Source organism: Streptomyces sp. NPDC048506 (genome assembly GCF_040651315.1).
In the GTDB taxonomy this organism is placed as follows: domain Bacteria; phylum Actinomycetota; class Actinomycetes; order Streptomycetales; family Streptomycetaceae; genus Streptomyces.
Genome location: NZ_JBEZIX010000029.1, coordinates 18,835 through 41,567, shown reverse-complemented (window position 1 = coordinate 41,567; position 22,733 = coordinate 18,835). Strand labels below are relative to the sequence as shown.

The window sequence follows — 22,733 nt, the reverse complement described above, 5'->3', positions numbered from 1 at the left end:
CTTCGGGCGGCCATGCGACCCGGACGGCCGACGACGCGACGGCCGAGCGGATGGACGGCCAACGATTCCAACGGTGTGACGAGCCTGAGGGTGGCCCGGACGGCCGTACATGCCATCGCGGCAAGTTTACGTCCGGAGGCGGCCGGCGCACCTGGGCGGCGAGCCGGAAGTGCGGCGCCCGCCCGGCCGGTGTGCGGTCGTCCCGCCGGTTTCCCCGGCCCGCCCCGACGGGTGTGGGCGGGGCAGGGGGCCGGTGCGGCGCTGCCCGGTGGCGCCGCGGTCAGCTCCGTGTCCTCTGGGTGACCGCGATACAGGCCAGGACCGCCAGCGCCGTCGCCGGGGCGGCCGGCGGGAGCCGTTCGCCGAGCAGCAGCACGGACCACACCAGGGTCAGCAGCGGCTGGGCGAGCTGGAGCTGGCTCGCCTTGGAGATGCCGATCGTGGCCATCCCGCGGTACCAGACGACCATCCCCAGGAACTGCGAGCCGATCGCCAGCCACAGCAGCCCGCCGATCGCGTGCGCCGTCAGGTGCAGCGGCTCGGTGGACAGGGCGACCACGGCGCCGACCGCCGTCACCGGGAGCGAGAGCACCAGCGCCCAGCCGATCACCTGCCAGCCCGGCATGTGGCGGGCCAGCCGCCCGCCCTCCGTGTAGCCGGCCGCGCACACCAGCAGCGCCGCGAACAGGTACAGGTCGCCGCGGCTCGGCGTGCCACCGCTCTGCTGCACCGCGAAGCCGATGACGACGGTGGCGCCGACCAGCGCCGCGATCCAGAAGGTGCGCGAGGGGCGGGCCCCGGTCCGCACCGCCGAGCAGGCGGCGGTGGTCAGCGGCAGCAGACCGACCACGACGGCGGCGTGCGAGGTGGTGGAGGTCTGGAGGGCGAGCGTGGTCAACAGCGGGAAGCCGAGGACCACACCGCCGGCCACGACCGCGATTCCGGCCCAGTGGCGCCGCTCCGGCAGGCGCACCCGGCACACCGCGAGCGCACCGCCGGCCACCGCGGCGGCCAGCACGCTGCGGAGCATCACCACCGTCCAGGGGCCCATGCCCTCCAGCGCCAAGGCGGTCGCGGGGAAGGTGAGCGAGAAGGCGGCGACGCCGAGGGCGGCGAGCAGGGCGCCCCGGGCGGCCAGGTTGCCGCGGGCGGCAGGCGCGGCAGGCGCGGCAGGCGTGGCAGGCGCGGCGGCGTCCGGGACGGCGGCGGCGGGCGTCCGCGGGGTGGTGACCGCTATCGGGGCCGGTGCAGTAGCGCTATCGTTGGCTCTCATGCAAGAGCGTAGCAGCGTTGCTGAACTGGCCGCGATCCTCCGGAGTGAGCTGAACCGCTACTCGGCAGGGGAGAAGCTGCCATCGAGTCGTGCGCTCGTGGAGCGACATCGGGTCAGCCCGGTGACGGTCTCCAGGGCGCTCGCCGAGCTGGTCGCCGAGGGCCTGGTCGTCACCCGGCCCGGCGCCGGCGCCTTTCGGGCCGAGCCGCGCCACGAGGCCCCCCAGCCGGTCGACACCTCCTGGCAGGAGATCGCGCTGAGCGCCGAACCCGCCGGCGACCAGGTGCCGCGGAGCGTCGACGCCACGGGAGTGCTGGCCACCCTCGCCACCCCGGCCCCCGGCGTCGTCGAACTCAACGGCGGCTACCTCCACCCCGATCTACAGCCCGGACGCGCCCTCGCCGCCGCCCTGGCCCGCGCCGGGCGCCGGCCGGGTGCGTGGGGACGGCCGCCGGTCGAGGGCGTACCGGAGCTGCGGGCCTGGTTCGCGCGGGAGATCGCCGGCCCCGGCGGTGCGGTCGCCGCGAGCGATGTGCTGGTCACCGCGGGCGGCCAGAACGCGCTGACCGCCGCGCTGCGGGCGCTCGCCGCCCCCGGCGCCCCGGTGCTCGTCGAGTCCCCGACCTACCCGGGCATGCTCGCCGTCGCCCGCGCCTCCGGGGTGCGGCCGGTGCCGGTGCCGATGGACGCCGACGGCGTCCGTACCGATCTGCTCGCCGACGCCTTCCGTGTCAGCGGCGCACGGCTCTTCGTCAGCCAGCCGCTGTTCCAGAACCCGACCGGAGCGGTGCTCGCGCGGGAGCGGCGCCGCGAGGTGCTGCGGGTGGCCCGCGCGGCCGGCGCGTTCGTGATCGAGGACGACTTCGCGCGGCTGCTCGCCCACGACGACGCCCCCGCCCTCCCGCCGACCCTGATGGCGGACGACCGGCACGGCACGGTCGTCCACATCCGCTCCCTGACCAAGGCGACGTCGCCCAATCTGCGGGTGGGCGCCCTGGCCGCCCGTGGTCCGGTCCTGGACCGGCTGCGCGCCATCCAGGTCGTGGACAACTTCTTCGTGCCCGGACCGCTCCAGGAGGCCGCCCTGGAGCTCGTCGGCTCGCCCGCCTGGCCCCGGCACCTGCGGCTGATCGCCGGTGAGCTGAGCGTTCGCCGGAACGCCCTGGTCACCGCCTTGCGGACGCAGCTGCCCGGGCTCGCCGAGCGGGGCCTGGGGCCCGGTGCGACATACGGCAGTGGCCCGGGGTCGGGCGAAGGGTCGCGGCTCCCGTACGGCGGCTACCAGCTCTGGCTGCGGCTTCCGGACGGTACCGACGAGGCGGCGCTGGCCGGTGCGGCGCTGCGGGCCGGGGTCGCGGTCGCGGCCGGCCGCCCGTACTTCGCCGCCGAGCCACCGGCCGCGCACCTGCGGCTGAGCTTCGCGGCGGCGGCCGGCGTCGGTGAGATCACGGAGGGCATCCGCCGGCTGCGCACCGCTTGCCTGGAGGTGGGGGTGCCGGTGGTCTGAGCGCCCCGTCGGCCCGCCTATCCGTTCGACGCCGCCCCCGATGATCTGCGAACCTTCGCGGCATGACCGCGCACGCCCTCGACGGCTACCAGATCTCCACCGACCCGGCCCGGCTGGACGCCGACCTCGTCCACCACTGGCTGTCCACCGACGCCTACTGGGCCCTGGACCGTCCCCGTGACCTCCATGACCGCGCCGTCGAGGGCTCGCTCAACTTCGGCCTGTACGAGTCCGGTTCAGGGCGACAGGTGGCCTATGCCCGGATCGTCACCGACCATGCCACCTTCGCCTGGCTCTGCGACGTCTACGTCTGCCGCGACGACCGCGGCAAGGGACTGGGCACCGCCCTGGTCGAGGCCGTCGCCGAGCACATGACGCCCTGTGGGCTGAGCCGGATCACGCTCGCCACGAAGGACGCGCACGGCGTGTACGAGAAGATCGGCTTCCGCAGGATGGCGGCGCCCGAGCAGTGGATGACGCTCGGACTCATCGATCCCGGCCCGATGGGGATCTGACCGTCCCCACGGTGAGGGGGCTTCGGCGCCGAGGCGATGGGACCGCCGTCCCGAGGCGATGGGGGCCGTTCCCGACCTGCCGGGTTCTGAGCGGGATGTGCGCATGGCCGTCCGCGGAGCGCGGCACTGCTCTTACCATCGGCGAATGAGCGTTCGCCTCAAGCTGCTCGCCGCGGCCCGCAGCTCCTCGCTGCTGGAGACGCGGTTCGACGACGACCGCCCGCTCGACGTCGCCGGATGGCACGAGACCGAGCGGGCGGCCCCCGTGCTGTGCCGGCTCGCCGCCGCCGAACTGCGCTACTGCTCCCCGTCCGCCCGCTGCCGGGAGACCGGCGAGGCCCTCGGTCTGCGCCCGCTCGCCCAACCGGCCCTGCGGGACTGCGACATGGGGCGTTGGCGCGGGCGCACACTGGCCGAGGTGACCGCCGCCGAGCCGCGGGCGGTGGAGGCCTGGCTCGCCGACCCGCGCTCCGCCCCGCACGGTGGGGAGTCGCTGCTGGCGTTCATCAGGCGCGTCGGCAACTGGCTGGACACCCGGCCGACCGAGGACGCGGCCGGACTGCTCGCGGTGGCCGAACCGGACGTCGTACGGGCCGCCCTGGTCTATGCGCTCCAGGCGCCGCCGCACTCGTACTGGCGGATCGACGTCCCGCCGCTGTCGGTGACCACCCTCAGCGGCCGCCCCGGCAGCTGGAGCCTCCAACTGGAGGTGTGAGACGAGCCGCTGCCGACCGGCGACGCAGCCGCACGGAGGTGAGCGCGGCCTGGAAGGCGAGCGCGATCAGCACCGCGCCCGGAACCTGCCAGGCAAGGGCGCCGGTCGCGGCGAGCACACCGCACAGCAGGACGGCGAGCAGGGTGGGGACGGTGGAGGCGACGGCGATACGGGTACGGGTCCGGCGCTGCACGACAGACTCCTTCGGGTGCGGGTGCGGGTGCGGGTGCGGGTGCGGGTGCGGGTGCGGGTGCGGGTGCGGTGCGGGGCACGGCGTACGAGCGCGCGGGTGTCAGGGCTGGTCATCGGCGGTCCGGGCCCGGTCCAGGTAGGCGGTGAGGTCCTGCCAGCCGTCGGCCGGTGCCGCCGGGTCCCCGGACAGCGCGGCCGGGTCCGCCCGCCACGCCGCCCGCACGCCGCTGGAGATCTCCCGGTCGCCGCCGGTGAACAGCGTGCTCAGCTCGTCCATCCGCGCCACCAGCCGCCGCACCCGGCGGTCGCCCGGCGCGACGCCCGCCGTGCGCAGGCGTTCGGCCCGCCGGTACAGCTCGGGCCACTCGACGTCCAGGAGGTAGTGCGTCAGCGGGCCGAGCGAGCTGCCGTGCGCCCGGAGGGCCTGGAGCTGGTCGGGGTCCAGATGGCGGCGGAGCACCGTGTCGCCCTCCGTGCCGCTCGCGCCGGTCGCCCGTAGCGCGTCGAACAGCGCCGCCACCGTCGGCTCGCGTTCGGCGGTCAGTTCCCCGTCGAGCCGGCGCAGGGTGTGGCGCAGCCCCTCCAGCGCCGCGATCGACGCCTCCACCCCGGCGAGGTGGTCCCGTACGACCCGGGCCGGGTCGACCCCGCTGTCCAGGCACACGGCGATGGACTCCAGGTCGAGCCCCAGGTTCCGCAGCGCGAGCACCTGATAGAGCCGGACCACATCGTCCTCGGTGTACTCCCGGTGGCCGCCGGGGGTGCGTTGCGAGGGGCGCAGCAGGCCGATGGTGTCCCAGTGGTGCAGGGTGCGTACGGTCAGGCCGCCGGCGTCGGCGAGCGCCCCGACCTTCCAGGTGGAGGTGGTCATGGGGCAACGATGCATCCTCACGCGATGTGAGGTTCAAGTGCGCCGCCCCGCCCGGGTGCGCCACCCGGAAGGCCCAGCCGGCGCCTTCGGCCGTCCGGGGCACGCGCACCGCTGTGACCTGCGGGAAGAGGATGCGGGTCGGCGTCGGGCCCGGTGGATGGCCTCGGCGGGGGGCGCCCATCGAGGTGCGCGCCGCCGGGCCGGGCGCTTCTCTCGGGGTATGCGGATACGCCACATTCCCCTGTACGCGTTGGTGGCCGGCGCGCTGGCGGTGTCGGTCATGGTCTTCGGCGACGACGGTGCGGACGCCGCCACCGATGCCGCCGCGGATGCCGTGTCCGGCGTGGTGCACGACGCGGTGCACGACGCGACGACCGGGGCGGTCCCCGGCTCGGCCCCCGACCGTCCGGTGGTCGTCGAACCCGGCACCGTCGCACCGGGCGCCGCCTTCTCCGTCTCCGACGGCGGCAACTGCGCGGGCGATGTGGCCGAGGCGACCTTCGCCGGCGCCGACATCCCCGCCCTGCGACTGTCACCCCTGAGCAACCAGGTCAGCGGCACCGCGATCATGCCGGAGGGCATCGCGCCCGGTGCGTACACGGTGACCGTCACCTGCGGCCGCGGCGCGGGCGGCGCGCCGAGCCCCGCGGCGTACGACGGGTCCGCCGGGCGTCGGACCGCCGCGGACCGCGGTCCGACGGGCGCGGTCGACCAGGACGAGGACCGGGGCGGGGACCGCGGACAGGGACAGGAACAGGGACAGGAACAGGGACAGGAACAGGGACAGGAACAGGGACAGGAACAGGGACAGGAACAGGGACAGGAACAGGGACAGGGACAGGGACAGGGACAGGGACAGGGACAGGAACAGGAACATGGGGCGGACCGCGGCGGCGACGGGCGGACCTACACCGGCACGGTGACCGTCTCCGACGGCTCCGAGGAGGTCCTGCCACGGGGCGGCTCCCACACCGGCCTCGGGGGTGCGCACGGAACCGGCCCGGCGAGCACGGCGCTCGGCGTCCTGCTGTTCCTCGGCGCGGTCGGCTGGGGAGCCCTCGCCCAGCGCCGCCACGCCCGCACCACCCGGGACTGACGGCGCCCCTGACCGGTTCGTAGCTACGGGGGAGTGGCCCGACCGGCGGAGCCACCCTCCCCGGAGGACCCCGGTCAGGCCGGAACGGCCGGCGCGGTCGTGGCGGTCGTGGCGGCCGGGTGTTCCGCTGCGGGCGCTGCGGGCGTCAGGGCGTTGCGCAGGGCGCCCAGCCAGTGCGTGGTGGTGCGCCGGGCGAGGGCGCTCCCCGGTGCGTACGCCTCGAAGAAGTGCCAGGCGCCGGGGACGTCCTTGACCTCGACCGGCACGTCCGCCGCCATCAGCCGGTGGGCGTAGTCCAGCCCCTCGTCCCGGAGCGGGTCGAGCCCGCAGGTGAGGACGTAGGCCGGCGGGAGGCCGGCGAGGTCGGTGGCGCGGGCGGGGGCCGCGTACGCGGGGACGTCGGGGCCGCGGTCCGGGCCGAGGTAGGTGTCCCACGTACGCGCGATGCCGCGGCCGTTGATGATCCGGCGGTCGGTGATCCGGCGCCGGGAGGCGGTGTGGTCCCGGTCGTCCAGGCAGGGGATGAGCAGCCCCTGCCAGGCGATCCGCGGCCCCTGGCGGTCGCGGGCCATCAGGCACACGGCGGCGCTCAGACCGCCGCCCGCGGAGGCACCGGTGACGGCGATCCGCCCGGTGTCGACGCCGAGTTCGGCCGCGGACGCGACCATCCACTCCAGGGCGGCGTAGCAGTCCTCGACGCCCGCCGGGTAGCGGTGCTCGGGCGCCAGCCGGTAGTGGACGTTGACCACCACCGCACCCGCCGCGGCGCAGGCGTCGCGGGCCATCGGACTGGGCCCGTCCAGCTCCCCGTACGCGAAGCCGCCGCCGTGGAGGTACAGCACGCCCGGCAGGACCCCTTCGGCGCCGGCGGGGCGCAGCACCTGCACGTCGACGGTGTTGCCGTCGGGCCCGGGGAACGACGTCCGGCGGACGGTGACCCGGGTGTCGTGCGCGGTCATCAGGGGTGCCATCAGCGCCGCGAAGCCGGTGCGGAGCGCGGCGATGTCGGCGTAGGGGTTCTCCGGCCGCTGTGGCAACGCGGCGAGGATCTCGGTCAGTTCGGGATGTACGTAAGGGTTTTCCGGCGTGCTGGTGTGGGCGTCCACGCGGTATCCGTCCCCGTTCGCGGGCAGGGAGATGGCCGTCGAGATGAACCATCTCATTGATATGGTTTCAGTGAGAGGGAAGGTATGGTCTCAATGAGACCGTGTCAAGGGCGGTGCGGATGAGCGGGCGGAGGACGATGGCGGAGTACAGCCCGGCGAGGTACGTCGTGCTCGGACTGATCGCCCGGCACGGGCCGACGACGCCGTACGAGCTCAAGGCCCGGGTCGAGGACGACATCCAGCCCTTCTGGCCGATCCTGCACGCGCAGCTCTACCGGATCCCGACCGAGCTGGCGCAGGCCGGTCTGCTGCGCGAGGAGACCGAGGCCACCGGGCGCCGCCGGCGGATCTTCCACCTCACCGACGCCGGCCGCGCCGCGCTGGCCCGCTGGCTGGCCGACCCCGACACCCCCGAGGCGGAGACCCGCGACCCGGCGCAGCTGAAGCTCTTCTTCGCCGACCTCGGCGACCCGTCGGACGTCGTCGCGCTCGCCGCCCGCCAGGCCGAACGGCACCGCAGATGGCTCGCGCACTACGCGACGCTGCGCGCCGCGCTCGATCCGGCGCAGGACTCCCGGCAGCGGTCCCGGGCGCGGCTGCTGCGGCTCGGCGTGCTGCACGAGCGGGCCCATGCGGAGTTCTGGGAGTCGGTGGCCGAGGACCCGGAGCGGTTGGACGACTGAGCCGCGGGCCGCGGAAGGATCGGGAGGGCGCCCCCAGGGGCTGCCCGATGGGTCAGCGCCCGCTCCGCGTCGCCGTCGGCCCGCGCGTCAGCCAGGCGTTCGCCGCCGCCACCCGGCTGCCCACCCGCAGCTTGGCGTACGCGTGCTCCAGATGCTTGTCGACGGTGCGCGGGCTGATGTCGAGGCGGTGCGCGATCTGTTGGTTCGTCAGACCCTGGGCGAGCAGGGCGAGGACGGCGGATTCGCGGAGGGTGACGCCGGGCGCGGCCGGTGTCGGCGGGGACAGCCGGTCGAGGGCGTGACTGAGCCGGATGCGCAGCAGGGCGGCGTTTGCCACGTCGTCGTCGGAGAAGTCGGAGCCGCTGCCGCTGCGGCTGATCGCCACGCACACCTTGCGCGGAGCGCCGTCGAGGTAGCCGGCCGGGAACGACATCGCCAGCTGCTGCTCGGCGCCGAACGGCCGGTAGACGTCGGAGTAGGCGGCCAGGGCGTGGAACTCGCTGCGGGTCTGGAGCGTCGAGCGGCGCATCGGGGTACCGGGGCCGACGGTGGTGTGGGTCACCAGGGAGTCGGTCGCCGCCTCGCGGGTGAAGGCGTCCCGGACGTCCTGGCTCAGCAGGTCGGCGGGGAACGTGAGCGTACGGTCGGAGGTGCCGGCGCGCGGCGCCCAGATGATGCTGTCGCCGGGGACCGCGGAGAGCAACACCGGGAGCAGCGCCGGAACGAGGGTCTCCTCGTCGACGGCGTCGATCAGGAGGTCCACGACGGCCAGAATGCGTCGCAGACCGGCCTCCGCGGCCGCACTCATACTCCCAGCCTACGAGGGGGCGGGGGTGAGTCAAGGCGCGCTTGCCGGGCCCCCGGGGTGACACCCGGCCGGCCGGGGGAAGACCGGCCGGGCGCGTCAGGCGCGGTTAACGCCCGACGGCATAGACGCGGTTGACGGGGCTCTCGGCGGCGAGTCGCCAGTGGTGCAGACCGGCCTCGTCGGCGATCCGCCGCATCGCCTCCTCACCCGCGTGGTTCCCCAGTGCCTGCGGGCCGTGCTGGGCCAGCGCGGACGGCAGGCAGACGGCGACCGAGGCGGCGGTCACCGCCCGGCCGATGGGGTTGGTGTTCTCCAGGGCGTTCGCCGACGCGTTCGGCTCGACGATCATGCAGAGGCCGCCGTCGGCCAGCGCCTGCTCGGCGTGGCGCAGCGCGCCGCCGGGGTCGCCGAGGTCGTGCAGGCAGTCGAAGAACGTGATCAGGTCGAAGTCCTCGCCCGGGAAGTCCTGGGCGGTGGCGACGTCGAAGCTGACCCGGTCACCCAGTCCGTGTTCGGCCGCGATCCCACGGGCCGTCTCGATGGACGGGAGGTGGAAGTCGAAGCCGTGGAAGTGCGACCGGGGGAAGGCCTCGGCCATGAGCGTCGTGGAGTAGCCGTAACCGCATCCGACGTCCGCGACCCGCGCACCGCGCTCCAGCTTCTCCAGCACGCCGTCCAGCGCGGTCAGCCACTCCGGGACCAGCGCGGCGGTGTACCCGGGGCGGAAGAAGTTCGCGGTGCCGGCGAACAGTGCCGGGCCGTGTTCTTCCCAGCCGACGCCCTCCCCGGTGCGGAAGGCGCCCATCAGGCGGTCCTCGGTGGCGTAGAGGGACTGGAGCATGGTGAAGAAGCCGGCCGCGTAGGTGGGGAGTTCGGGGTCCGCCAGGACGGCGGCGTGCTCGTCGGGCAGCCGGTAGGTGTCGGTGTCCGGTGCGTAGGCGACGTACTCCCCGGCCACCTGGGCGGCGAGCCACTCGCGGACGTAGCGCTCGACGAGGCCGGTGCGGCCGGCGAGCTCGGCGGAGGTGAGCGGCCCTGCGCCGGCCATCGCCGCGTACAGGCCGAGCCGGTCGCCGAGCGAGGTGCACAGGCCGGCGACCGCGGCCCCGCCGTCGGTGATCACCCTCTCCAGGAACTCCTGCACCCGGCCGTCGTCCACTGCACCCCCGCGCGTGACGCCGGCCGACGTGGTCATGGCATTCACCTCTCCTTCTCCACTCCAGCAGTGCGGCCGCCCGTGCGCCATACGGGATTCGCCGTATGCGACGGGTCCGGGCACGGGCCGACACTGGGAGTGAGGAGGTGCTCCATGCGCAAGAAGATCGACTGCCGGGACTACCCGAGCGAGACGAAGTGCAGCCTCGTCATCTCCGGCGAGGAGGAGGAAGTGGTCCGCGCCGCCAGCGAGCACGCGGTCTCCGTCCACGGCCACACGGACGGCCCGGAGCTGCGGGAGCAGATCAGGTCGTCGCTGAAGAACGAGATGCCGCAGCACGCCTGAACCGCAGCACGCCTGAACCGCAGGACGCCCGAACCGGTTCCCGGCCGGCGCCGCACCTGCCGGGGGCGGGGGTCTTGCTGCGCCGACGGCCCGTCGCGCGGCGACGGGCCGTGGCCGAGCTCAGGCCATTGCATAAAACTGCCGCTGTCCGTATAGTCATGCCATCAAGGAGGAGGGTCCATGACGGTACGAGCAGCAGTGGCCGGTGCGAGCGGGTACGCGGGCGGTGAGGTGCTCCGCCTGCTCCTCGGGCACCCCGAGGTCGAGATCGGCGCGCTGACCGGGCACTCCAACGCGGGCCAGCGCCTGGGGGCGCTGCAACCGCAGCTGCTGCCGCTCGCCGACCGGGAGCTCCAAGCGACCACCGCCGAGGTGCTGGCCGGGCACGACGTGGTCTTCCTCGCGCTGCCGCACGGCCAGTCCGCCGCGGTCGCCGAGGAGCTCGGGCCGGACGTCCTGGTCGTCGACATGGGCGCCGACTTCCGGCTCAGGGACGCGGCGGACTGGCAGCGCTTCTACGGCAGCGAGCACGCCGGCACCTGGCCCTACGGCCTCCCCGAACTGCCGGGCGGCCGCGCTGCGCTGGAGGGGTCCAAGCGCATCGCGGTGCCCGGTTGCTACCCGACCGCCGTCTCGCTCGCGCTCTTCCCCGTGTACGCCGCCGGGCTGGTCGGGAGCGAGGCCGTGATCGTCGCCGCGTCCGGCACCTCCGGCGCGGGCAAGGCGGCCAAACCGCATCTGCTCGGCTCGGAGGTCATGGGCTCCATGTCCCCGTACGGCGTGGGCGGCGTGCACCGGCACACCCCGGAGATGATCCAGAACCTCAGCGCGGTCGCCGGTGAGCGGGTCACCGTCTCCTTCACGCCGACCCTGGCCCCGATGCCGCGCGGCATCCTGGCCACCTGCACGGCCGCGGCGCGGCCCGGTGTGGACGCCGCCGCGGTACGCGCCGCGTACGAGAAGGCCTTCGCCGACGAGCCGTTCGTGCACCTGCTGCCCGAGGGCCAGTGGCCGGCGACCGCCTCCGTCTACGGCTCCAACGCCGTGCAGGTGCAGGTCGCCCACGACGAGGCGGCCGGCCGGGTGATCGCGATCAGCGCCATCGACAACCTGACCAAGGGCACCGCCGGCGGCGCGGTGCAATCCATGAACATCGCCCTCGGTCTCGACGAGACCACCGGGCTCTCTACGATCGGAGTCGCGCCGTGAGTGTGACGGCAGCCAAGGGGTTCACGGCGGCGGGCATCGCCGCCGGGATCAAGCAGAACGGCAACCCGGACCTGGCCCTCGTGGTCAACACCGGTCCGCGCCGGGCCGCCGCGGGCGTCTTCACCTCCAACCGCGTCAAGGCCGCACCGGTCCTGTGGTCCGAGCAGGTCCTCAAGGGCGGCACCGTCTCCGCGGTCGTCCTCAACTCCGGTGGCGCCAACGCCTGCACGGGCCCCAAGGGCTTCCAGGACACCCACGCCACCGCCGAGAAGGTCGCCGAGGTCCTCGACCTGAACACGGGGGAGGTCGCCGTCGCGTCCACCGGGCTCATCGGCGTCCTGCTGCCGATGGACAAGCTGCTCCCCGGCGTCGAGACCGCCGCCGCCCACCTCTCCGAGCACGGCGGCGAGAAGGCCGCCATCGCCATCAAGACCACCGACACGGTGCACAAGACCGCCGTGTACGAGGGCGACGGATGGACGCTCGGCGGCATGGCCAAGGGCGCGGGCATGCTCGCGCCCGGCCTCGCCACCATGCTCGTCGTGCTCACCACCGACGCCGACGTCGACAGCGACGTCCTGGACGGAGCCCTGCGCGCCGCCACCCGCGTCACCTTCGACCGGGTCGACTCCGACGGCTGTATGTCCACCAACGACACGGTGCTGCTGCTCGCCTCCGGAGCCTCGGCCGTCACGCCGGAGTACGCGCAGTTCGCCGAGGCCGTGCGGGTCGTCTGCGACGACCTCGGGCGGCAGCTCATCGGGGACGCCGAGGGCGCAAGCAAGGACATCAAGGTCGAGGTCGTCAACGCCGCGACCGAGGACGACGCGGTCGAGGTCGGCCGCTCCATCGCCCGCAACAACCTGCTCAAGTGCGCCCTGCACGGCGAGGACCCCAACTGGGGCCGGGTGCTGTCCGCGATCGGCACCACCTCCGCGGCCTTCGCGCCCGACCAGCTGAACGTCGCCATCAACGGCGTGTGGGTCTGCAAGAACGGCGGCGTCGGCGAGGACCGCGACAAGGTCGACATGCGCTACCGGGAGGTCCACATCGTCGCCGACCTCGCGGCCGGCAGCGAGACCGCGACCATCTGGACCAACGACCTCACCGCCGACTACGTCCACGAGAACAGCGCGTACAGCTCATGAGCCAGCCCACCGCCCGTAAGCACACCGCGCTGCCCAAGGTCCGCACGCTCATCGAGGCGCTGCCCTGGCTGACCCGGCACCGCGGCAAGACCGTCGTGATCAAGTTCGGCGGCAACGCGATGGTCGACGAGGAGCTGAAGGCCGCCTTCGCCCAGGACGTCGTCTTCCTGCACCACGCCGGGCTGAGGCCGGTCGTCGTGCACGGCGGCGGCCCGCAGATCAGCGCGGCCCTCGACCGGCACGGCATCGTCAGCGAGTTCAAGGCCGGCCTGCGGGTCACCACCGAGGACGCCATGGACGTCGTACGGATGGTGCTCGCCGGGCAGGTGCAGCGCGAGCTCGTCGGGCTGCTCAACCAGCACGGTCCGCTCGCCGTCGGCCTCACCGGCGAGGACGCGCACACCATCACCGCCACCAAGCACCAGCCCCGCATCGAGGGCGAGTTGGTCGACATCGGCCGCGTCGGCGAGATCACCGCGATCGACACCGGCACCATCGAGGCCCTGCTCGCCGACGGCCGCATCCCGGTCGTCTCCTCGATCGCCCGCTCCCAGGACGATTCGCATGTCTACAACGTCAATGCTGATACGGCGGCTGCGGCTCTCGCTGCGGCGCTGGGCGCCGAAACGCTGATGGTCCTGACCGACGTCGACGGGCTCTACGAGGACTGGCCCCACTCCGACGAGGTCATCAGCCGGCTCACCGCCACCGAACTCGAACGGCTGCTGCCCGAGCTGGCCAGCGGCATGGTCCCCAAGATGCAGGGCTGCCTGCATGCCGTCCGCAACGGCGTGCACACCGCCCGGGTCATCGACGGGCGGGTCCAGCACTCGATCCTGCTGGAGATCTTCACCGACGAGGGAATCGGCACGATGGTCGTGCCGGACGCGGATACCGACGCGGACACGGACGCGGACACGGGCACGGGCACGACCGAGGGGGCGGAATGAGCGAGCGGAGCGAGCGAGCCGAGGACGGGTGCGCGCCGAGCGAGTGCGGGGCCGAGCGAAGCGAGGTATCGGCATGAGCCGGTCGACACACAGCCAGGGCCCGGTGACCAACGAGGGGCTGACCCGGCGCTGGCAGGGCGCCATGATGGACAACTTCGGCACCCCCCGCATCCCGCTCGTCCGGGGCGAGGGCGTCACGGTGTGGGACGCCGACGGCAACGCCTACCTCGACTTCCTCGGCGGTATCGCGGTCAACGCCCTCGGCCACGCCCACCCGGCGGTGCTCCGCGCGGTCTCCGACCAGGTCGCCACCCTCGGCCACGTCTCCAACTTCTTCATCGCCGAGCCCACCGTCGCCCTCGCCGAGCGGCTGCTGGCGCTGGCCGGCGGGCGCCCCGGACGGGTCTACTTCTCCAATTCCGGTGCCGAGGCCAACGAGGCCGCCTTCAAGATCGGCCGGCTGACCGGGCGGACCCATATGGTCTCGACGACCGGCGGCTTCCACGGCCGGACCATGGGCGCCCTCGCGCTGACCGGCCAGCCCGCCAAACAGGCCCCGTTCGCCCCGCTCCCCGGCGACGTCAGCTACGTCCCCTACGGGGATGTCGAGGCCCTCCGCGCCGCGGTCACCACCGACACCGCCTTCGTCATCCTGGAGCCCGTCCAGGGCGAGAACGGCGTGGTCGTGCCGCCGTCCGGCTACCTCCGGGCCGCCCGCGAGATCACCGCCGCCACCGGCACCCTGCTCGTCCTCGACGAGATCCAGACCGGCATCGGCCGGACCGGGCACTGGCTGGAGTCCCAGGCCCAGGGCGTCGAGGCGGACGTCATCACCCTCGCCAAGGGCCTCGGCGGCGGCCTCCCCATCGGCGCCACCCTCGCCTTCGGCCCGGCCGCCGACCTGCTCACGCCCGGCTCGCACGGCTCGACGTTCAGCGGCAACCCGGTCGTCTGCGCCGCCGCGCTCGCCGTCCTGGACACCATCGAGAAGGACGGCCTGCTGGAGAACGTCAAGCGCGTCGGCGAGCGGCTGCGCGCCGGGATCGAGGCCCTGGCGCACCCGTTGGTCGGCCAGGTCCGCGGTGCGGGCCTCCTCCTGGGTATCGTCTTGACGGAGCCGCTCGCGCCGCAGGCGCAGCGGGCGGCTCAGGACGCGGGCCTCCTGGTGAACGCGGTCGCGCCGGACGTCATCCGGCTCGCCCCGCCGCTGATCGTCTCCGACGGGGAAGCGGATACGTTCCTCCGGAAGCTGCCCGCCGTCCTCACTGCGGCCCAGCAGGGGGCCGACGGGGCACAACGATCCGGAGACTGACGAGACAGATGACCCAGCCGCAGGACAACGGGGTGCACAACGGCGGCCCGGCCGTACCGCAGACCCGCACCGCCCGCCACCGCCGGATCGTGGACATCCTCAACCGGCTGCCGGTCCGCTCCCAGAGCCAGCTGGCGAAGCTGCTCGCCGACGACGGCCTGTCCGTCACCCAGGCGACGCTCTCCCGCGACCTGGACGAGCTGGGCGCCGTCAAGATCCGCAACACCGGTGGTGAGCTGATCTACGCGGTGCCCAGCGAGGGCGGCGACCGCAAGCCGCGCGCCCCGCTGGGCGAGTCGGCCAAGGAGGAGCGGATGCGCCGGCTCTCCGGCGAACTCCTGATCTCCGCCGAGGCCTCCGCCAACCTCGTCGTCCTGCGCACCCCTCCGGGCGCCGCCCAGTTCCTGGCCTCCGCCATCGACCAGGCCGAACTGCACGACATCCTCGGCACCATCGCCGGCGACGACACCCTGATGCTCATCAGCCGCGACCCGCACGGCGGCCAGGCGCTCGCCGACCACCTGCTGCGACTGGCACAGAAGACGCACTGAAGACGCGCTGAAGACGCACTGAGGTGCAGTGAAGGCGCGCCGAAGACGCACTGAAGGTGCAGTGAAGGCGCGCCGAAGACGCACCGAAGACGCGCTGACGCCCCCGGACGCGCCTCGTCGCGCCCGAAATTACCGGTTGCTCCGAAATGTATGCATATAGTGACGGAGGTCTCACCATCCTCTGCTGCGTCGACCGAGCCCGGTCCGCAGGAAGGAGCACCGGAGCGTGAAACTCCAGTGGAAGGGCGGGTCGCGCATCGGGGCGGCCGGCGCAGCGGTCCTCTCCGGCGTCCTGACCCTGAGCGGCTGCGGTTCGAGCGGCGGTGCCGATACCGCGGCGGCGCCGTCCAGCGCCGCTGCCGGCGCGCACACCTCCGGCGGCATCGCCTGCGGCAAGGCGGCCACCCTCCAGGCGTCCGGCTCCACGGCGCAGCAGTACGCCATGAAGTACTGGATCAAGAGCTATACGCACGCCTGCCCGGACACCAGGATCAACTACACCGGCAACGGCTCGGGCGCCGGCCAGGACGACTTCCTCGCAGGGAGGACGGCGTTCGCCGGCTCGGACTCCCCGATGACCGCCGACCAGGTCGACCAGTCCAAGAAGGCCTGCTCGGGCAGCGGCCACGCGATCCACCTGCCGATGGTCGGCGGCCCGATCGCGGTCGGCTTCAACCTCCCCGGCGTCGACCGGCTGGTCCTGGACGCCCCCACCCTCGCGAAGATCTTCGACTCCCGGATCACGAAGTGGAACGACCCGTCGATCGCGCAGCTCAACAAGGGTGTCAAGCTGCCGCCGACGGCGATCCAACAGTTCCACCGCTCCGACTCCTCGGGCACCACGGACAACTTCACCTCGTACCTCGCCGAGGCCGCCCCGGACGCCTGGACGTACGGCCACGGCAAGGAGTGGGCGGCGCACGGCGGCCGGTCCGCCAAGGGGTCCTCGGACCTCGCCGCCCAGGTGCAGCGGACCCAGGGTGCGATCGGCTACTTCGAGCTGCCGTACGCGGTCGCCCGCATGATCCACACGGTCTCGGTCGACACCGGCGCCCCGGCTCCCGTCGACCCCAATGTGATCGCGGCGTCCCAGGCCATCGCCGGCGCCAAGACCGTCGACACCGGCAACGACCTCATGCTCACGCTCGACTACGGCACCAAGGCGCCCGGCGCCTACCCCATCGACGTCGTCACCTACGAGATCGTCTGCGACAAGGGCAACAAGTCGTCGACCTGGCCCGCCACCAAGGCGTTCCTGACCTACATGGCCAGCCAGAAGGGGCAGGAGAACCTGACCTTCCAGGGCTATGCCACCCTGCCGGCGAAGGTCGTGGACAAGGTCCGCAGCGAGATCGGCGGCCTGTCCTGACGCCCGTCCGGCGCGCGGGGAGTCGGCGTCCCCCCGGGTGACCGGGGCTGCGGGAACGGCCAGGGGCCCTGTCTCACCAGTGTGAGACAGGGCCCCTGAACTGCGATTGCACCGTCGGGACGACAGGATTTGAACCTGCGACCCCTTGACCCCCAGTCAAGTGCGCTACCAAGCTGCGCCACGTCCCGGTGCTCGAACCGGCCGGAGAGATCCCGGCCGGGGCGTGCAGAAGAAAAATACCCTGTCCCGGCCCATGAATCCAAAGCGGGTCCTCACGGGGGTGATTCCGGGGGGCTCGGCGGGGGTCGGTCTTCCGTGCTTCGATGGAGATATGGGTGAAATGTTCACCAGGGGTGGTGTCCGTGTGCGCCGGGTGTACGAGCCCGCGGAGACGGCGGACGGGACGCGGGTGCTGGTGGACCGGTTGTGGCCGCGCGGGATGGCCAAGGCGGACGCGCCGTTCTCCGAGTGGTGCAGGGACGCGGCGCCCTCCAACGAGCTGCGGCGCTGGTACGGCCATCAGGGGGAGCGGTTCGAGGGGTTCGTGGAGCGCTACCGGGCGGAGCTGGCGGACGCCGCCGCGCAGCGGGCGCTGGGGCGGCTGCGGGAGCTCGCCGACGAGGGGCCGCTGACGCTGCTGACCGCGACGAAGGAGGTGCCGGCGAGCCATGCGGCGGTGCTCGCCGAGGTGCTGTGTGAGGGGTCGGGGGAGCGGAAATAGCGAAGACTGCGGGCCTGCGATGCATCGATATCCCGTCGCTGACCTGCGCATTCGTCACTCCGTTGACGAAACATACGGTGGAATGCATACTTATACCAATCGCGAATGCACCGCAACGCGAATGCACCGTAAGGAGAAACCCGTGACCGAGCGCGTCGTACTCGCCTACTCGGGCGGCTTGGACACCTCTGTCTGCATCGGCTGGATCGCCGAGGAGACGGGCGCCGAGGTCATCGCGGTCGCCGTGGACGTCGGTCAGGGCGGCGAGGACCTGGAGGTCATCCGCAAGCGTGCGCTCGCCTGCGGTGCGGTCGAGGCCGAGGTCGCGGACGCCAAGGACGAGTTCGCCGACGAGTACTGCCTGCCGGCGATCAAGGCCAATGCGCTGTATATGGACCGCTACCCGCTGGTCTCCGCGCTGTCCCGGCCGGCGATCGTCAAGCACCTGGTCGCCGCCGCCAGGAAGCACGGCGCGACGACCGTCGCCCACGGCTGCACCGGCAAGGGCAACGACCAGGTCCGGTTCGAGGCCGGCATATCCTCCTTGGCCCCCGACCTCACGTGCATCGCCCCGGTCCGTGACTACGCGATGACCCGGGACAGGGCGATCGCGTTCTGCGAGGAGAAGAACCTCCCGATCGCGACGACCAAGAAGTCGCCGTACTCGATCGATCAGAACGTCTTCGGGCGGGCCGTGGAGACCGGCTTCCTGGAGGACATCTGGAACGCGCCGATCGAGGACGTGTACGAGTACACGGAGAACCCCGCCACGCCGCGCGAGGCCGACGAGGTCGTCATCACCTTCGCCGAGGGCGTGCCGGTCGCCCTCGACGGCAGGCCCGTCACCGTCCTGGAGGCCGTCCAGCAGCTCAACGCGCGGGCCGGCGCCCAGGGCATCGGCCGGATCGACCTGGTCGAGGACCGGCTGGTCGGCATCAAGTCCCGCGAGGTGTACGAGGCGCCCGGCGCCATCGCGCTGATCACCGCCCACCAGGAGCTGGAGAACGTCACCGTCGAGCGCGAACTGGCCCGCTACAAGCGGCAGGTCGAGCAGCGCTGGGGCGAGCTGGTCTACGACGGCCTGTGGTTCTCGCCGCTCAAGCGGGCCCTGGACGGCTTCATCGACGAGGCCAACCGGCAGGTCTCCGGCGACATCCGGATGACCCTGCACGGCGGACGCGCGGTGGTCACCGGCCGGCGGTCCGAGCAGTCCCTGTACGACTTCCACCTGGCCACCTACGACACCGGCGACACCTTCGACCAGTCGCTCTCGAAGGGCTTCATCGAGATCTTCGGCATGTCGAGCAAGATCGCGGCCAAGCGCGACCTGGCCTGAGCCGGTCTCGTTGACCTGACGACACTTCGTACGACGGCCACCTCCCCGCCCCCGCGGTGGGCGGGGGTCCCCGGTCCCTACGGCCTTGGGGGAGGTGGCGGCACATCACCACCCTTGCGAGGAGCAGCAGTGAGCAGCAACAGCGGTGACGTCCGGCTCTGGGGCGGTCGGTTCGCCGACGGTCCCGCCGAGGCCCTGGCCCAGCTGTCGGCATCCGTCCACTTCGACTGGCGGCTCGCGCCGTACGACATCGCCGGGTCCCGGGCGCACGCGCGCGTCCTGCACGGGGCGGGGCTGCTGTCAAAGGACGAGCTGGCGCGGATGATCGCCGGGCTCGACCAGCTCGAAGCGGACGTCGCCGACGGCTCGTTCACCGGCACCATCGCCGACGAGGACGTGCACACCGCACTGGAGCGCGGGCTGCTGGAGCGGCTCGGCCCGGACCTCGGCGGCAAGCTGCGGGCCGGCCGGTCGCGCAACGACCAGGTGGCCACGCTCTTCAGGATGTACCTGCGCGACCACGCCCGGATCATCGGCGGTCTGATCGCCGACCTCCAGGAGGCGCTGGTGGGCCTCGCCGAGGCGCACCCGGACGTCGCCATGCCCGGCCGTACGCATCTCCAGCACGCCCAGCCGGTGCTCTTCGCGCACCATGTGCTGGCGCATGTGCAGTCGCTGTCCCGGGACGCCGAGCGGCTGCGGCAGTGGGACGAGCGGACGGCGGTCTCGCCGTATGGCTCGGGAGCGCTGGCCGGCTCCTCGCTGGGGCTCGACCCGGAGGCGGTCGCCGCGGACCTCGGCTTCGAGCGCGGCTCGGCCGGCAACTCCATCGACGGCACGGCCTCCCGCGACTTCGTCGCCGAGTTCGCCTTCATCACGGCGATGATCGGGGTCAACCTCTCGCGGATCGCGGAGGAGGTGATCATCTGGAACACCAAGGAGTTCTCCTTCGTGACGCTCCACGACGCCTTCTCCACGGGCTCGTCGATCATGCCGCAGAAGAAGAACCCGGACATCGCGGAGCTGGCGCGGGGCAAGTCGGGGCGTCTGATCGGCAATCTGACCGGGCTGCTGGCGACGCTGAAGGCGCTGCCGCTGGCGTACAACCGCGACCTCCAGGAGGACAAGGAGCCGGTCTTCGACTCCTGCGACCAACTGGAGGTGCTGCTCCCGGCGTTCACCGGCATGATGGCCACCCTGACCGTCAACCGCGAGCGGATGGCGGAGCTGGCGCCGGCCGGCTTCTCGCTGGCCACCGACATCGCGGAGTGGCTGGTCAAGCAGGGCGTGCCGTTCCGGGTGGCGCACGAGGTCGCCGGCGAATGCGTCAAGGAGTGCGAGGCGCACGGCATCGAGCTGGACGAGCTGACCGACGAGCAGTTCGCGAAGATCTCGCCGCATCTGACGCCGGAGGTGCGCGGCGTCCTGAACGTCCCGGGTGCGCTCGCCGCGCGCAGTGGCCGGGGCGGTACCGCCCCCTCGGCGGTGGCGGTGCAGCTCGCCGAGGTGCGGGCCGATCTGGTGGTGCAGCAGGAGTGGGTGGCGGCCAAGCAGCCGCGGTAGTCAGGACAGGCACGTGACGGCGGCCCGTACCCGGAGTGACCGGGTACGGGCCGCCGTCGTGCGGGCGCGGACGCGGGAAAAGATGAGACATCAGTGTCTCATTCGGTTAGGCTATGTCTCATGGCTGTGGATCGTGAACGAGTGCTGAAGGAAGCCGCCGCGCTGCTCACCCGCCGGGCGACGACGTCGATGGACGAGATCGCCCGCGCCGCCGGCATCAGCCGCGCGACTCTGCACCGGCACTTCGCCGGCCGGGACGCCCTGATCAGGGCGCTGGAGGAGCACGGGATCGCCCAGTTCGGGCAGGCGTTGGACACCGCGCGACTGGAGGAGGGGGACGCGCCCGCAGCGCTGCGCCGGCTGATCGCGGCGTCCGAACCGGTCGCCGCCGTGCTGGCCTTCCTCTTCACCGAGAACCAGCTCTTCGAGGGCGGCGAGGTCAACGCCGGCTGGGCCGAGCTCGACGCCCGGATCACCGCGCTGTTCCGTCGCGGCCAGGACGAGGGCCACTTCCGGATCGATCTGAGCCCCGCCTGGCTCACCGAAGCGCTCTACGGACTGATGGGCGCCGGCGCCTGGGCCGTGCACGAGGGCCGCGTCGCCCGCAACGACCTCAACCACTCGATCGCCGAGCTGCTGCTCGGCGGCATCCGACGGAGCATGGAGAAATGACCGAGACCATAGCGTCGGGACGGGCCGGTTCGGCCCATGTGGACGACCAGCCCCGGCCGGGTCGCTGGCTCGCGCTCGCCGTCCTCGTCCTGGCCGTCCTGCTGGTCGGCGTCGACGCCACCGTCCTCGGCCTCGCCACCCCCTTCCTCAGCGAGGACCTGCGCCCCTCGGGGACCCAGCTGCTGTGGATCGGTGACATCTACTCCTTCGTCATCGCCGGTCTGCTGGTCTCCATGGGCAGCCTCGGGGACCGCATCGGCCGCAAGAAGCTGCTGTTGCTGGGCTCCGTGGGCTTCGGCGCGATGTCGGTGCTCGCCGCGTACGCCACCAGCCCGGAGATGATGATCCTGGCCCGCGCCCTCCAGGGCGTGGCCGGTGCGACGCTGATGCCGTCCACCCTCGCGCTGATCCGCAACCTCTTCCACGACCCCAGGGAACGCAGCCTGGCCATCGGCATCTGGGGCGCGATGGCCTCCGCCGGCATGGCCGTCGGACCGGTCCTCGGCGGCTTCCTGCTGGGGCACTTCTGGTGGGGATCGGTCTTCCTGATCAACCTGCCGGTGATGGCGCTGCTGGTGGTCGTCGGCGCCAAGGTGATCCCGGAGTCGCGCAATCCGGACCCCGGTCCCTGGGACGTCCCCAGTGTCCTGCTGGCCCTGGTGGGCATCGTCTCCGTCGTCTACGCCGTCAAGGAGGCGGCGGTGGAGGGCTACCGCTGGGACATCGCGCTGGCCGCCGCCATCGGTGTGCTGGCCCTGTTCGTGTTCGTCCGCCGGCAGCTCACCCTCGCCTCGCCGCTGCTGAACATGAAGCTCTTCCACCACCGGGGCTTCACCGGAGCGGTGCTGGCCGATCTGCTGACCATCCTCGGGCTGTCCGGGCTGGTCTTCTTCCTCTCCCAGTTCCTCCAGATGGTGCAGCTGCGCTCGCCGCTCAACGCCGGGCTGGTCGAACTCCCGGCCGCGGTCGGTGCGGTGGGCGCCGGACTGGCCGCCGGCTGGGTCGCCCGCCGGCTGTCCGTGCGGATCGTGGTGGCCGGCGGCCTCGCCATGGTCGGCCTCGCCCTCGTCGGCTGTACCACCCTGCACGGCGACACCGGCACCGCCGCGATGTGCGTCATCCTCTTCGTCGTCGGCGTCGGCGCCGGCTTCTCGTTCACCGTCACCGCCGACGTGATCCTCTCCAGCGTGCCCAAGGAGGAGGCGGGCGCCGCCTCCGCGGTCTCCGAGACGGCCTACGAACTCGGCGCCGCGCTCGGCATCGCCCTGCTCGGCTCCATCGTCACCAGCATCTACCGCGGCTTCGGCACCCCGGCCGGCGTCCCCGAACCGGCCGCCCACGCAGCCCGCGAATCGCTCGGCGGCGCGGTCGACGCGGCCGGGCAGCTCCCCGCCGACCAGGGCGCCGCGCTGCTGAAGGCCGCTCAGGACTCCTTCGTGGCCGGCGTGGACGTCGCGGCCGGGGTGGGCGCCGCGGTCCTGCTGGCCGCGGCCGGCGCGGCCTGGTTCCTGCTGCGCGGCCAGGAGCTGGCCAACAGCCCGGCCGCCGAACCGGTCCGGCCCCAGGAACCCGCCGCGACCGAGGCCCGGCACGGCTGACCCGCCGTCACGGCGGCCGGCACGGCGCGGTGCCGAT

The 22,733-nt window shown here is 72.8% G+C and carries 23 protein-coding genes and 1 tRNA gene; 17 read left to right on the top strand and 7 right to left on the bottom strand.

The genetic code is table 11. The features are described 5' to 3' along the window. Positions 1–280: 280 nt before the first annotated feature. The gene (locus tag AB0C96_RS23505) at positions 281–1,273 is read right to left on the bottom strand and encodes a DMT family transporter (RefSeq protein ID WP_362919671.1); all 993 of its coding nucleotides are present in this window, start codon (positions 1,271–1,273) and stop codon (positions 281–283) included. Here AB0C96_RS23505 and AB0C96_RS23500 point away from each other — a divergent pair. From AB0C96_RS23500 to AB0C96_RS23490, 3 genes are all read left to right on the top strand, one after another. Further along, a complete protein-coding gene (locus AB0C96_RS23500) occupies positions 1,272–2,780 on the top strand; it encodes a PLP-dependent aminotransferase family protein (RefSeq protein ID WP_362919670.1) in 1,509 nt (502 codons plus the stop codon). The genes AB0C96_RS23505 and AB0C96_RS23500 overlap by 2 nt on opposite strands. A gap of 62 nt (positions 2,781–2,842) precedes the next feature. Then, positions 2,843–3,295 carry a GNAT family N-acetyltransferase gene (locus tag AB0C96_RS23495; RefSeq protein WP_362919669.1) on the top strand — a complete coding sequence of 151 codons (453 nt, stop codon included), beginning with the start codon at positions 2,843–2,845 and terminating at the stop codon, positions 3,293–3,295. Positions 3,296–3,440: 145 nt separating this feature from the next. Next, on the top strand, positions 3,441–4,010 hold the full coding sequence (locus AB0C96_RS23490) for a histidine phosphatase family protein (RefSeq protein WP_362919668.1): 570 nt from the start codon (positions 3,441–3,443) through the stop codon (positions 4,008–4,010). On the opposite strand, the gene AB0C96_RS23485 is transcribed toward AB0C96_RS23490, so the two are convergent. Together AB0C96_RS23485 and AB0C96_RS23480 are read right to left on the bottom strand one after the other, a co-directional pair. Continuing rightward, on the bottom strand, positions 3,967–4,203 hold the full coding sequence (locus AB0C96_RS23485) for a hypothetical protein (RefSeq protein ID WP_362919667.1): 237 nt from the start codon (positions 4,201–4,203) through the stop codon (positions 3,967–3,969). The two genes, AB0C96_RS23490 and AB0C96_RS23485, sit on opposite strands and share 44 nt — an antisense overlap. 99 nt (positions 4,204–4,302) lie before the next feature. Next, positions 4,303–5,073: a MerR family transcriptional regulator gene (locus tag AB0C96_RS23480; protein ID WP_362919666.1), complete on the bottom strand. Its 771-nt coding sequence runs from the start codon at positions 5,071–5,073 to the stop codon at positions 4,303–4,305. Between the two features lie 220 nt (positions 5,074–5,293). Between AB0C96_RS23480 and AB0C96_RS23475 the strand changes: the two genes are divergently transcribed. Beyond that, entirely contained in the window at positions 5,294–6,169 is an 876-nt protein-coding gene (locus tag AB0C96_RS23475) for a hypothetical protein (RefSeq protein WP_362919665.1), read from the top strand. Positions 6,170–6,243: 74 nt separating this feature from the next. Here AB0C96_RS23475 and AB0C96_RS23470 read toward each other — a convergent pair whose 3' ends face one another. Continuing rightward, positions 6,244–7,332, bottom strand: a complete 1,089-nt coding sequence (locus AB0C96_RS23470) for an alpha/beta hydrolase (protein ID WP_362919664.1) — start codon at positions 7,330–7,332, stop codon at positions 6,244–6,246. An 80-nt stretch (positions 7,333–7,412) separates the two neighbouring features. On the opposite strand from AB0C96_RS23470, the gene AB0C96_RS23465 reads away from it, so the two are divergent. Continuing rightward, on the top strand, positions 7,413–7,958 hold the full coding sequence (locus AB0C96_RS23465) for a PadR family transcriptional regulator (RefSeq protein ID WP_362919663.1): 546 nt from the start codon (positions 7,413–7,415) through the stop codon (positions 7,956–7,958). Between the two features lie 52 nt (positions 7,959–8,010). Here the strand turns inward: AB0C96_RS23465 and AB0C96_RS23460 are convergent, their stop codons facing one another. Together AB0C96_RS23460 and AB0C96_RS23455 are read right to left on the bottom strand one after the other, a co-directional pair. Continuing rightward, on the bottom strand, positions 8,011–8,766 hold the full coding sequence (locus AB0C96_RS23460) for a LuxR C-terminal-related transcriptional regulator (RefSeq protein ID WP_362919662.1): 756 nt from the start codon (positions 8,764–8,766) through the stop codon (positions 8,011–8,013). A 106-nt stretch (positions 8,767–8,872) separates the two neighbouring features. Continuing rightward, positions 8,873–9,961 (bottom strand): class I SAM-dependent methyltransferase, encoded by a 1,089-nt coding sequence (locus tag AB0C96_RS23455; protein ID WP_362919661.1) that lies wholly within the window; start codon positions 9,959–9,961, stop codon positions 8,873–8,875. Between the two features lie 114 nt (positions 9,962–10,075). Here AB0C96_RS23455 and AB0C96_RS23450 point away from each other — a divergent pair, with 114 nt between their 5' ends. From AB0C96_RS23450 to pstS, 7 genes are all read left to right on the top strand, one after another. Then, positions 10,076–10,267 (top strand): DUF1059 domain-containing protein, encoded by a 192-nt coding sequence (locus tag AB0C96_RS23450; protein ID WP_362919660.1) that lies wholly within the window; start codon positions 10,076–10,078, stop codon positions 10,265–10,267. 180 nt (positions 10,268–10,447) lie between these two features. Next, entirely contained in the window at positions 10,448–11,476 is a 1,029-nt protein-coding gene (argC, locus tag AB0C96_RS23445; protein ID WP_362919659.1) for an N-acetyl-gamma-glutamyl-phosphate reductase, read from the top strand. Next, a complete protein-coding gene (argJ, locus tag AB0C96_RS23440; protein ID WP_362919658.1) occupies positions 11,473–12,624 on the top strand; it encodes a bifunctional glutamate N-acetyltransferase/amino-acid acetyltransferase ArgJ in 1,152 nt (383 codons plus the stop codon). Before argC ends, argJ begins: the two co-directional genes overlap by 4 nt. Then, positions 12,621–13,574: an acetylglutamate kinase gene (argB, locus tag AB0C96_RS23435; protein ID WP_362919657.1), complete on the top strand. Its 954-nt coding sequence runs from the start codon at positions 12,621–12,623 to the stop codon at positions 13,572–13,574. The genes argJ and argB overlap by 4 nt, the downstream gene beginning before the upstream one ends. A 73-nt stretch (positions 13,575–13,647) precedes the next feature. Next, positions 13,648–14,886 (top strand): acetylornithine transaminase, encoded by a 1,239-nt coding sequence (locus tag AB0C96_RS23430; RefSeq protein ID WP_362919656.1) that lies wholly within the window; start codon positions 13,648–13,650, stop codon positions 14,884–14,886. Between the two features lie 8 nt (positions 14,887–14,894). Further along, the gene (locus AB0C96_RS23425; RefSeq protein WP_362919655.1) at positions 14,895–15,437 is read left to right on the top strand and encodes an arginine repressor; all 543 of its coding nucleotides are present in this window, start codon (positions 14,895–14,897) and stop codon (positions 15,435–15,437) included. Between the two features lie 226 nt (positions 15,438–15,663). Then, the gene (pstS, locus tag AB0C96_RS23420; protein ID WP_362919654.1) at positions 15,664–16,806 is read left to right on the top strand and encodes a phosphate ABC transporter substrate-binding protein PstS; all 1,143 of its coding nucleotides are present in this window, start codon (positions 15,664–15,666) and stop codon (positions 16,804–16,806) included. Positions 16,807–16,920: 114 nt separating this feature from the next. Here pstS and AB0C96_RS23415 read toward each other — a convergent pair. Beyond that, positions 16,921–16,994, bottom strand: a tRNA-Pro gene (locus AB0C96_RS23415). A 143-nt stretch (positions 16,995–17,137) separates the two neighbouring features. Between AB0C96_RS23415 and AB0C96_RS23410 the strand changes: the two genes are divergently transcribed. From AB0C96_RS23410 to AB0C96_RS23390, 5 genes are all read left to right on the top strand, one after another. Then, a complete protein-coding gene (locus AB0C96_RS23410; RefSeq protein WP_362919653.1) occupies positions 17,138–17,527 on the top strand; it encodes a DUF488 family protein in 390 nt (129 codons plus the stop codon). A gap of 142 nt (positions 17,528–17,669) precedes the next feature. After that, on the top strand, positions 17,670–18,863 hold the full coding sequence (locus AB0C96_RS23405) for an argininosuccinate synthase (RefSeq protein ID WP_362919652.1): 1,194 nt from the start codon (positions 17,670–17,672) through the stop codon (positions 18,861–18,863). Positions 18,864–18,992: 129 nt separating this feature from the next. Then, positions 18,993–20,426: an argininosuccinate lyase gene (gene argH / locus AB0C96_RS23400; protein ID WP_362919651.1), complete on the top strand. Its 1,434-nt coding sequence runs from the start codon at positions 18,993–18,995 to the stop codon at positions 20,424–20,426. A gap of 120 nt (positions 20,427–20,546) precedes the next feature. Further along, positions 20,547–21,098 carry a TetR/AcrR family transcriptional regulator gene (locus AB0C96_RS23395; protein ID WP_362919650.1) on the top strand — a complete coding sequence of 184 codons (552 nt, stop codon included), beginning with the start codon at positions 20,547–20,549 and terminating at the stop codon, positions 21,096–21,098. Further along, on the top strand, positions 21,095–22,696 hold the full coding sequence (locus AB0C96_RS23390) for an MFS transporter (protein ID WP_362919649.1): 1,602 nt from the start codon (positions 21,095–21,097) through the stop codon (positions 22,694–22,696). Before AB0C96_RS23395 ends, AB0C96_RS23390 begins: the two co-directional genes overlap by 4 nt. The last annotated feature ends 37 nt before the right edge of the window (positions 22,697–22,733 follow it).

Excerpts from the sequence above, each read along its gene's own strand:
- AB0C96_RS23500 (WP_362919670.1), top strand. The coding sequence starts at position 1,272 with ATGCAAGAGCGTAGCAGCGTTGCTGAACTGGCCGCGATCCTCCGGAGT.
- AB0C96_RS23505 (WP_362919671.1), bottom strand. The coding sequence starts at position 1,273 with ATGAGAGCCAACGATAGCGCTACTGCACCGGCCCCGATAGCGGTCACC.
- AB0C96_RS23495 (WP_362919669.1), top strand. The coding sequence starts at position 2,843 with ATGACCGCGCACGCCCTCGACGGCTACCAGATCTCCACCGACCCGGCC.
- AB0C96_RS23490 (WP_362919668.1), top strand. The coding sequence starts at position 3,441 with ATGAGCGTTCGCCTCAAGCTGCTCGCCGCGGCCCGCAGCTCCTCGCTG.
- AB0C96_RS23480 (WP_362919666.1), bottom strand. The coding sequence starts at position 5,073 with ATGACCACCTCCACCTGGAAGGTCGGGGCGCTCGCCGACGCCGGCGGC.
- AB0C96_RS23475 (WP_362919665.1), top strand. The coding sequence starts at position 5,294 with ATGCGGATACGCCACATTCCCCTGTACGCGTTGGTGGCCGGCGCGCTG.
- AB0C96_RS23470 (WP_362919664.1), bottom strand. The coding sequence starts at position 7,332 with ATGAGATGGTTCATCTCGACGGCCATCTCCCTGCCCGCGAACGGGGAC.
- AB0C96_RS23465 (WP_362919663.1), top strand. The coding sequence starts at position 7,413 with ATGGCGGAGTACAGCCCGGCGAGGTACGTCGTGCTCGGACTGATCGCC.
- AB0C96_RS23460 (WP_362919662.1), bottom strand. The coding sequence starts at position 8,766 with ATGAGTGCGGCCGCGGAGGCCGGTCTGCGACGCATTCTGGCCGTCGTG.
- AB0C96_RS23455 (WP_362919661.1), bottom strand. The coding sequence starts at position 9,961 with ATGACCACGTCGGCCGGCGTCACGCGCGGGGGTGCAGTGGACGACGGC.
- AB0C96_RS23450 (WP_362919660.1), top strand. The coding sequence starts at position 10,076 with ATGCGCAAGAAGATCGACTGCCGGGACTACCCGAGCGAGACGAAGTGC.
- argC (WP_362919659.1), top strand. The coding sequence starts at position 10,448 with ATGACGGTACGAGCAGCAGTGGCCGGTGCGAGCGGGTACGCGGGCGGT.
- argB (WP_362919657.1), top strand. The coding sequence starts at position 12,621 with ATGAGCCAGCCCACCGCCCGTAAGCACACCGCGCTGCCCAAGGTCCGC.
- AB0C96_RS23430 (WP_362919656.1), top strand. The coding sequence starts at position 13,648 with ATGAGCCGGTCGACACACAGCCAGGGCCCGGTGACCAACGAGGGGCTG.
- AB0C96_RS23425 (WP_362919655.1), top strand. The coding sequence starts at position 14,895 with ATGACCCAGCCGCAGGACAACGGGGTGCACAACGGCGGCCCGGCCGTA.
- AB0C96_RS23410 (WP_362919653.1), top strand. The coding sequence starts at position 17,138 with ATGGGTGAAATGTTCACCAGGGGTGGTGTCCGTGTGCGCCGGGTGTAC.
- AB0C96_RS23395 (WP_362919650.1), top strand. The coding sequence starts at position 20,547 with ATGGCTGTGGATCGTGAACGAGTGCTGAAGGAAGCCGCCGCGCTGCTC.
- AB0C96_RS23390 (WP_362919649.1), top strand. The coding sequence starts at position 21,095 with ATGACCGAGACCATAGCGTCGGGACGGGCCGGTTCGGCCCATGTGGAC.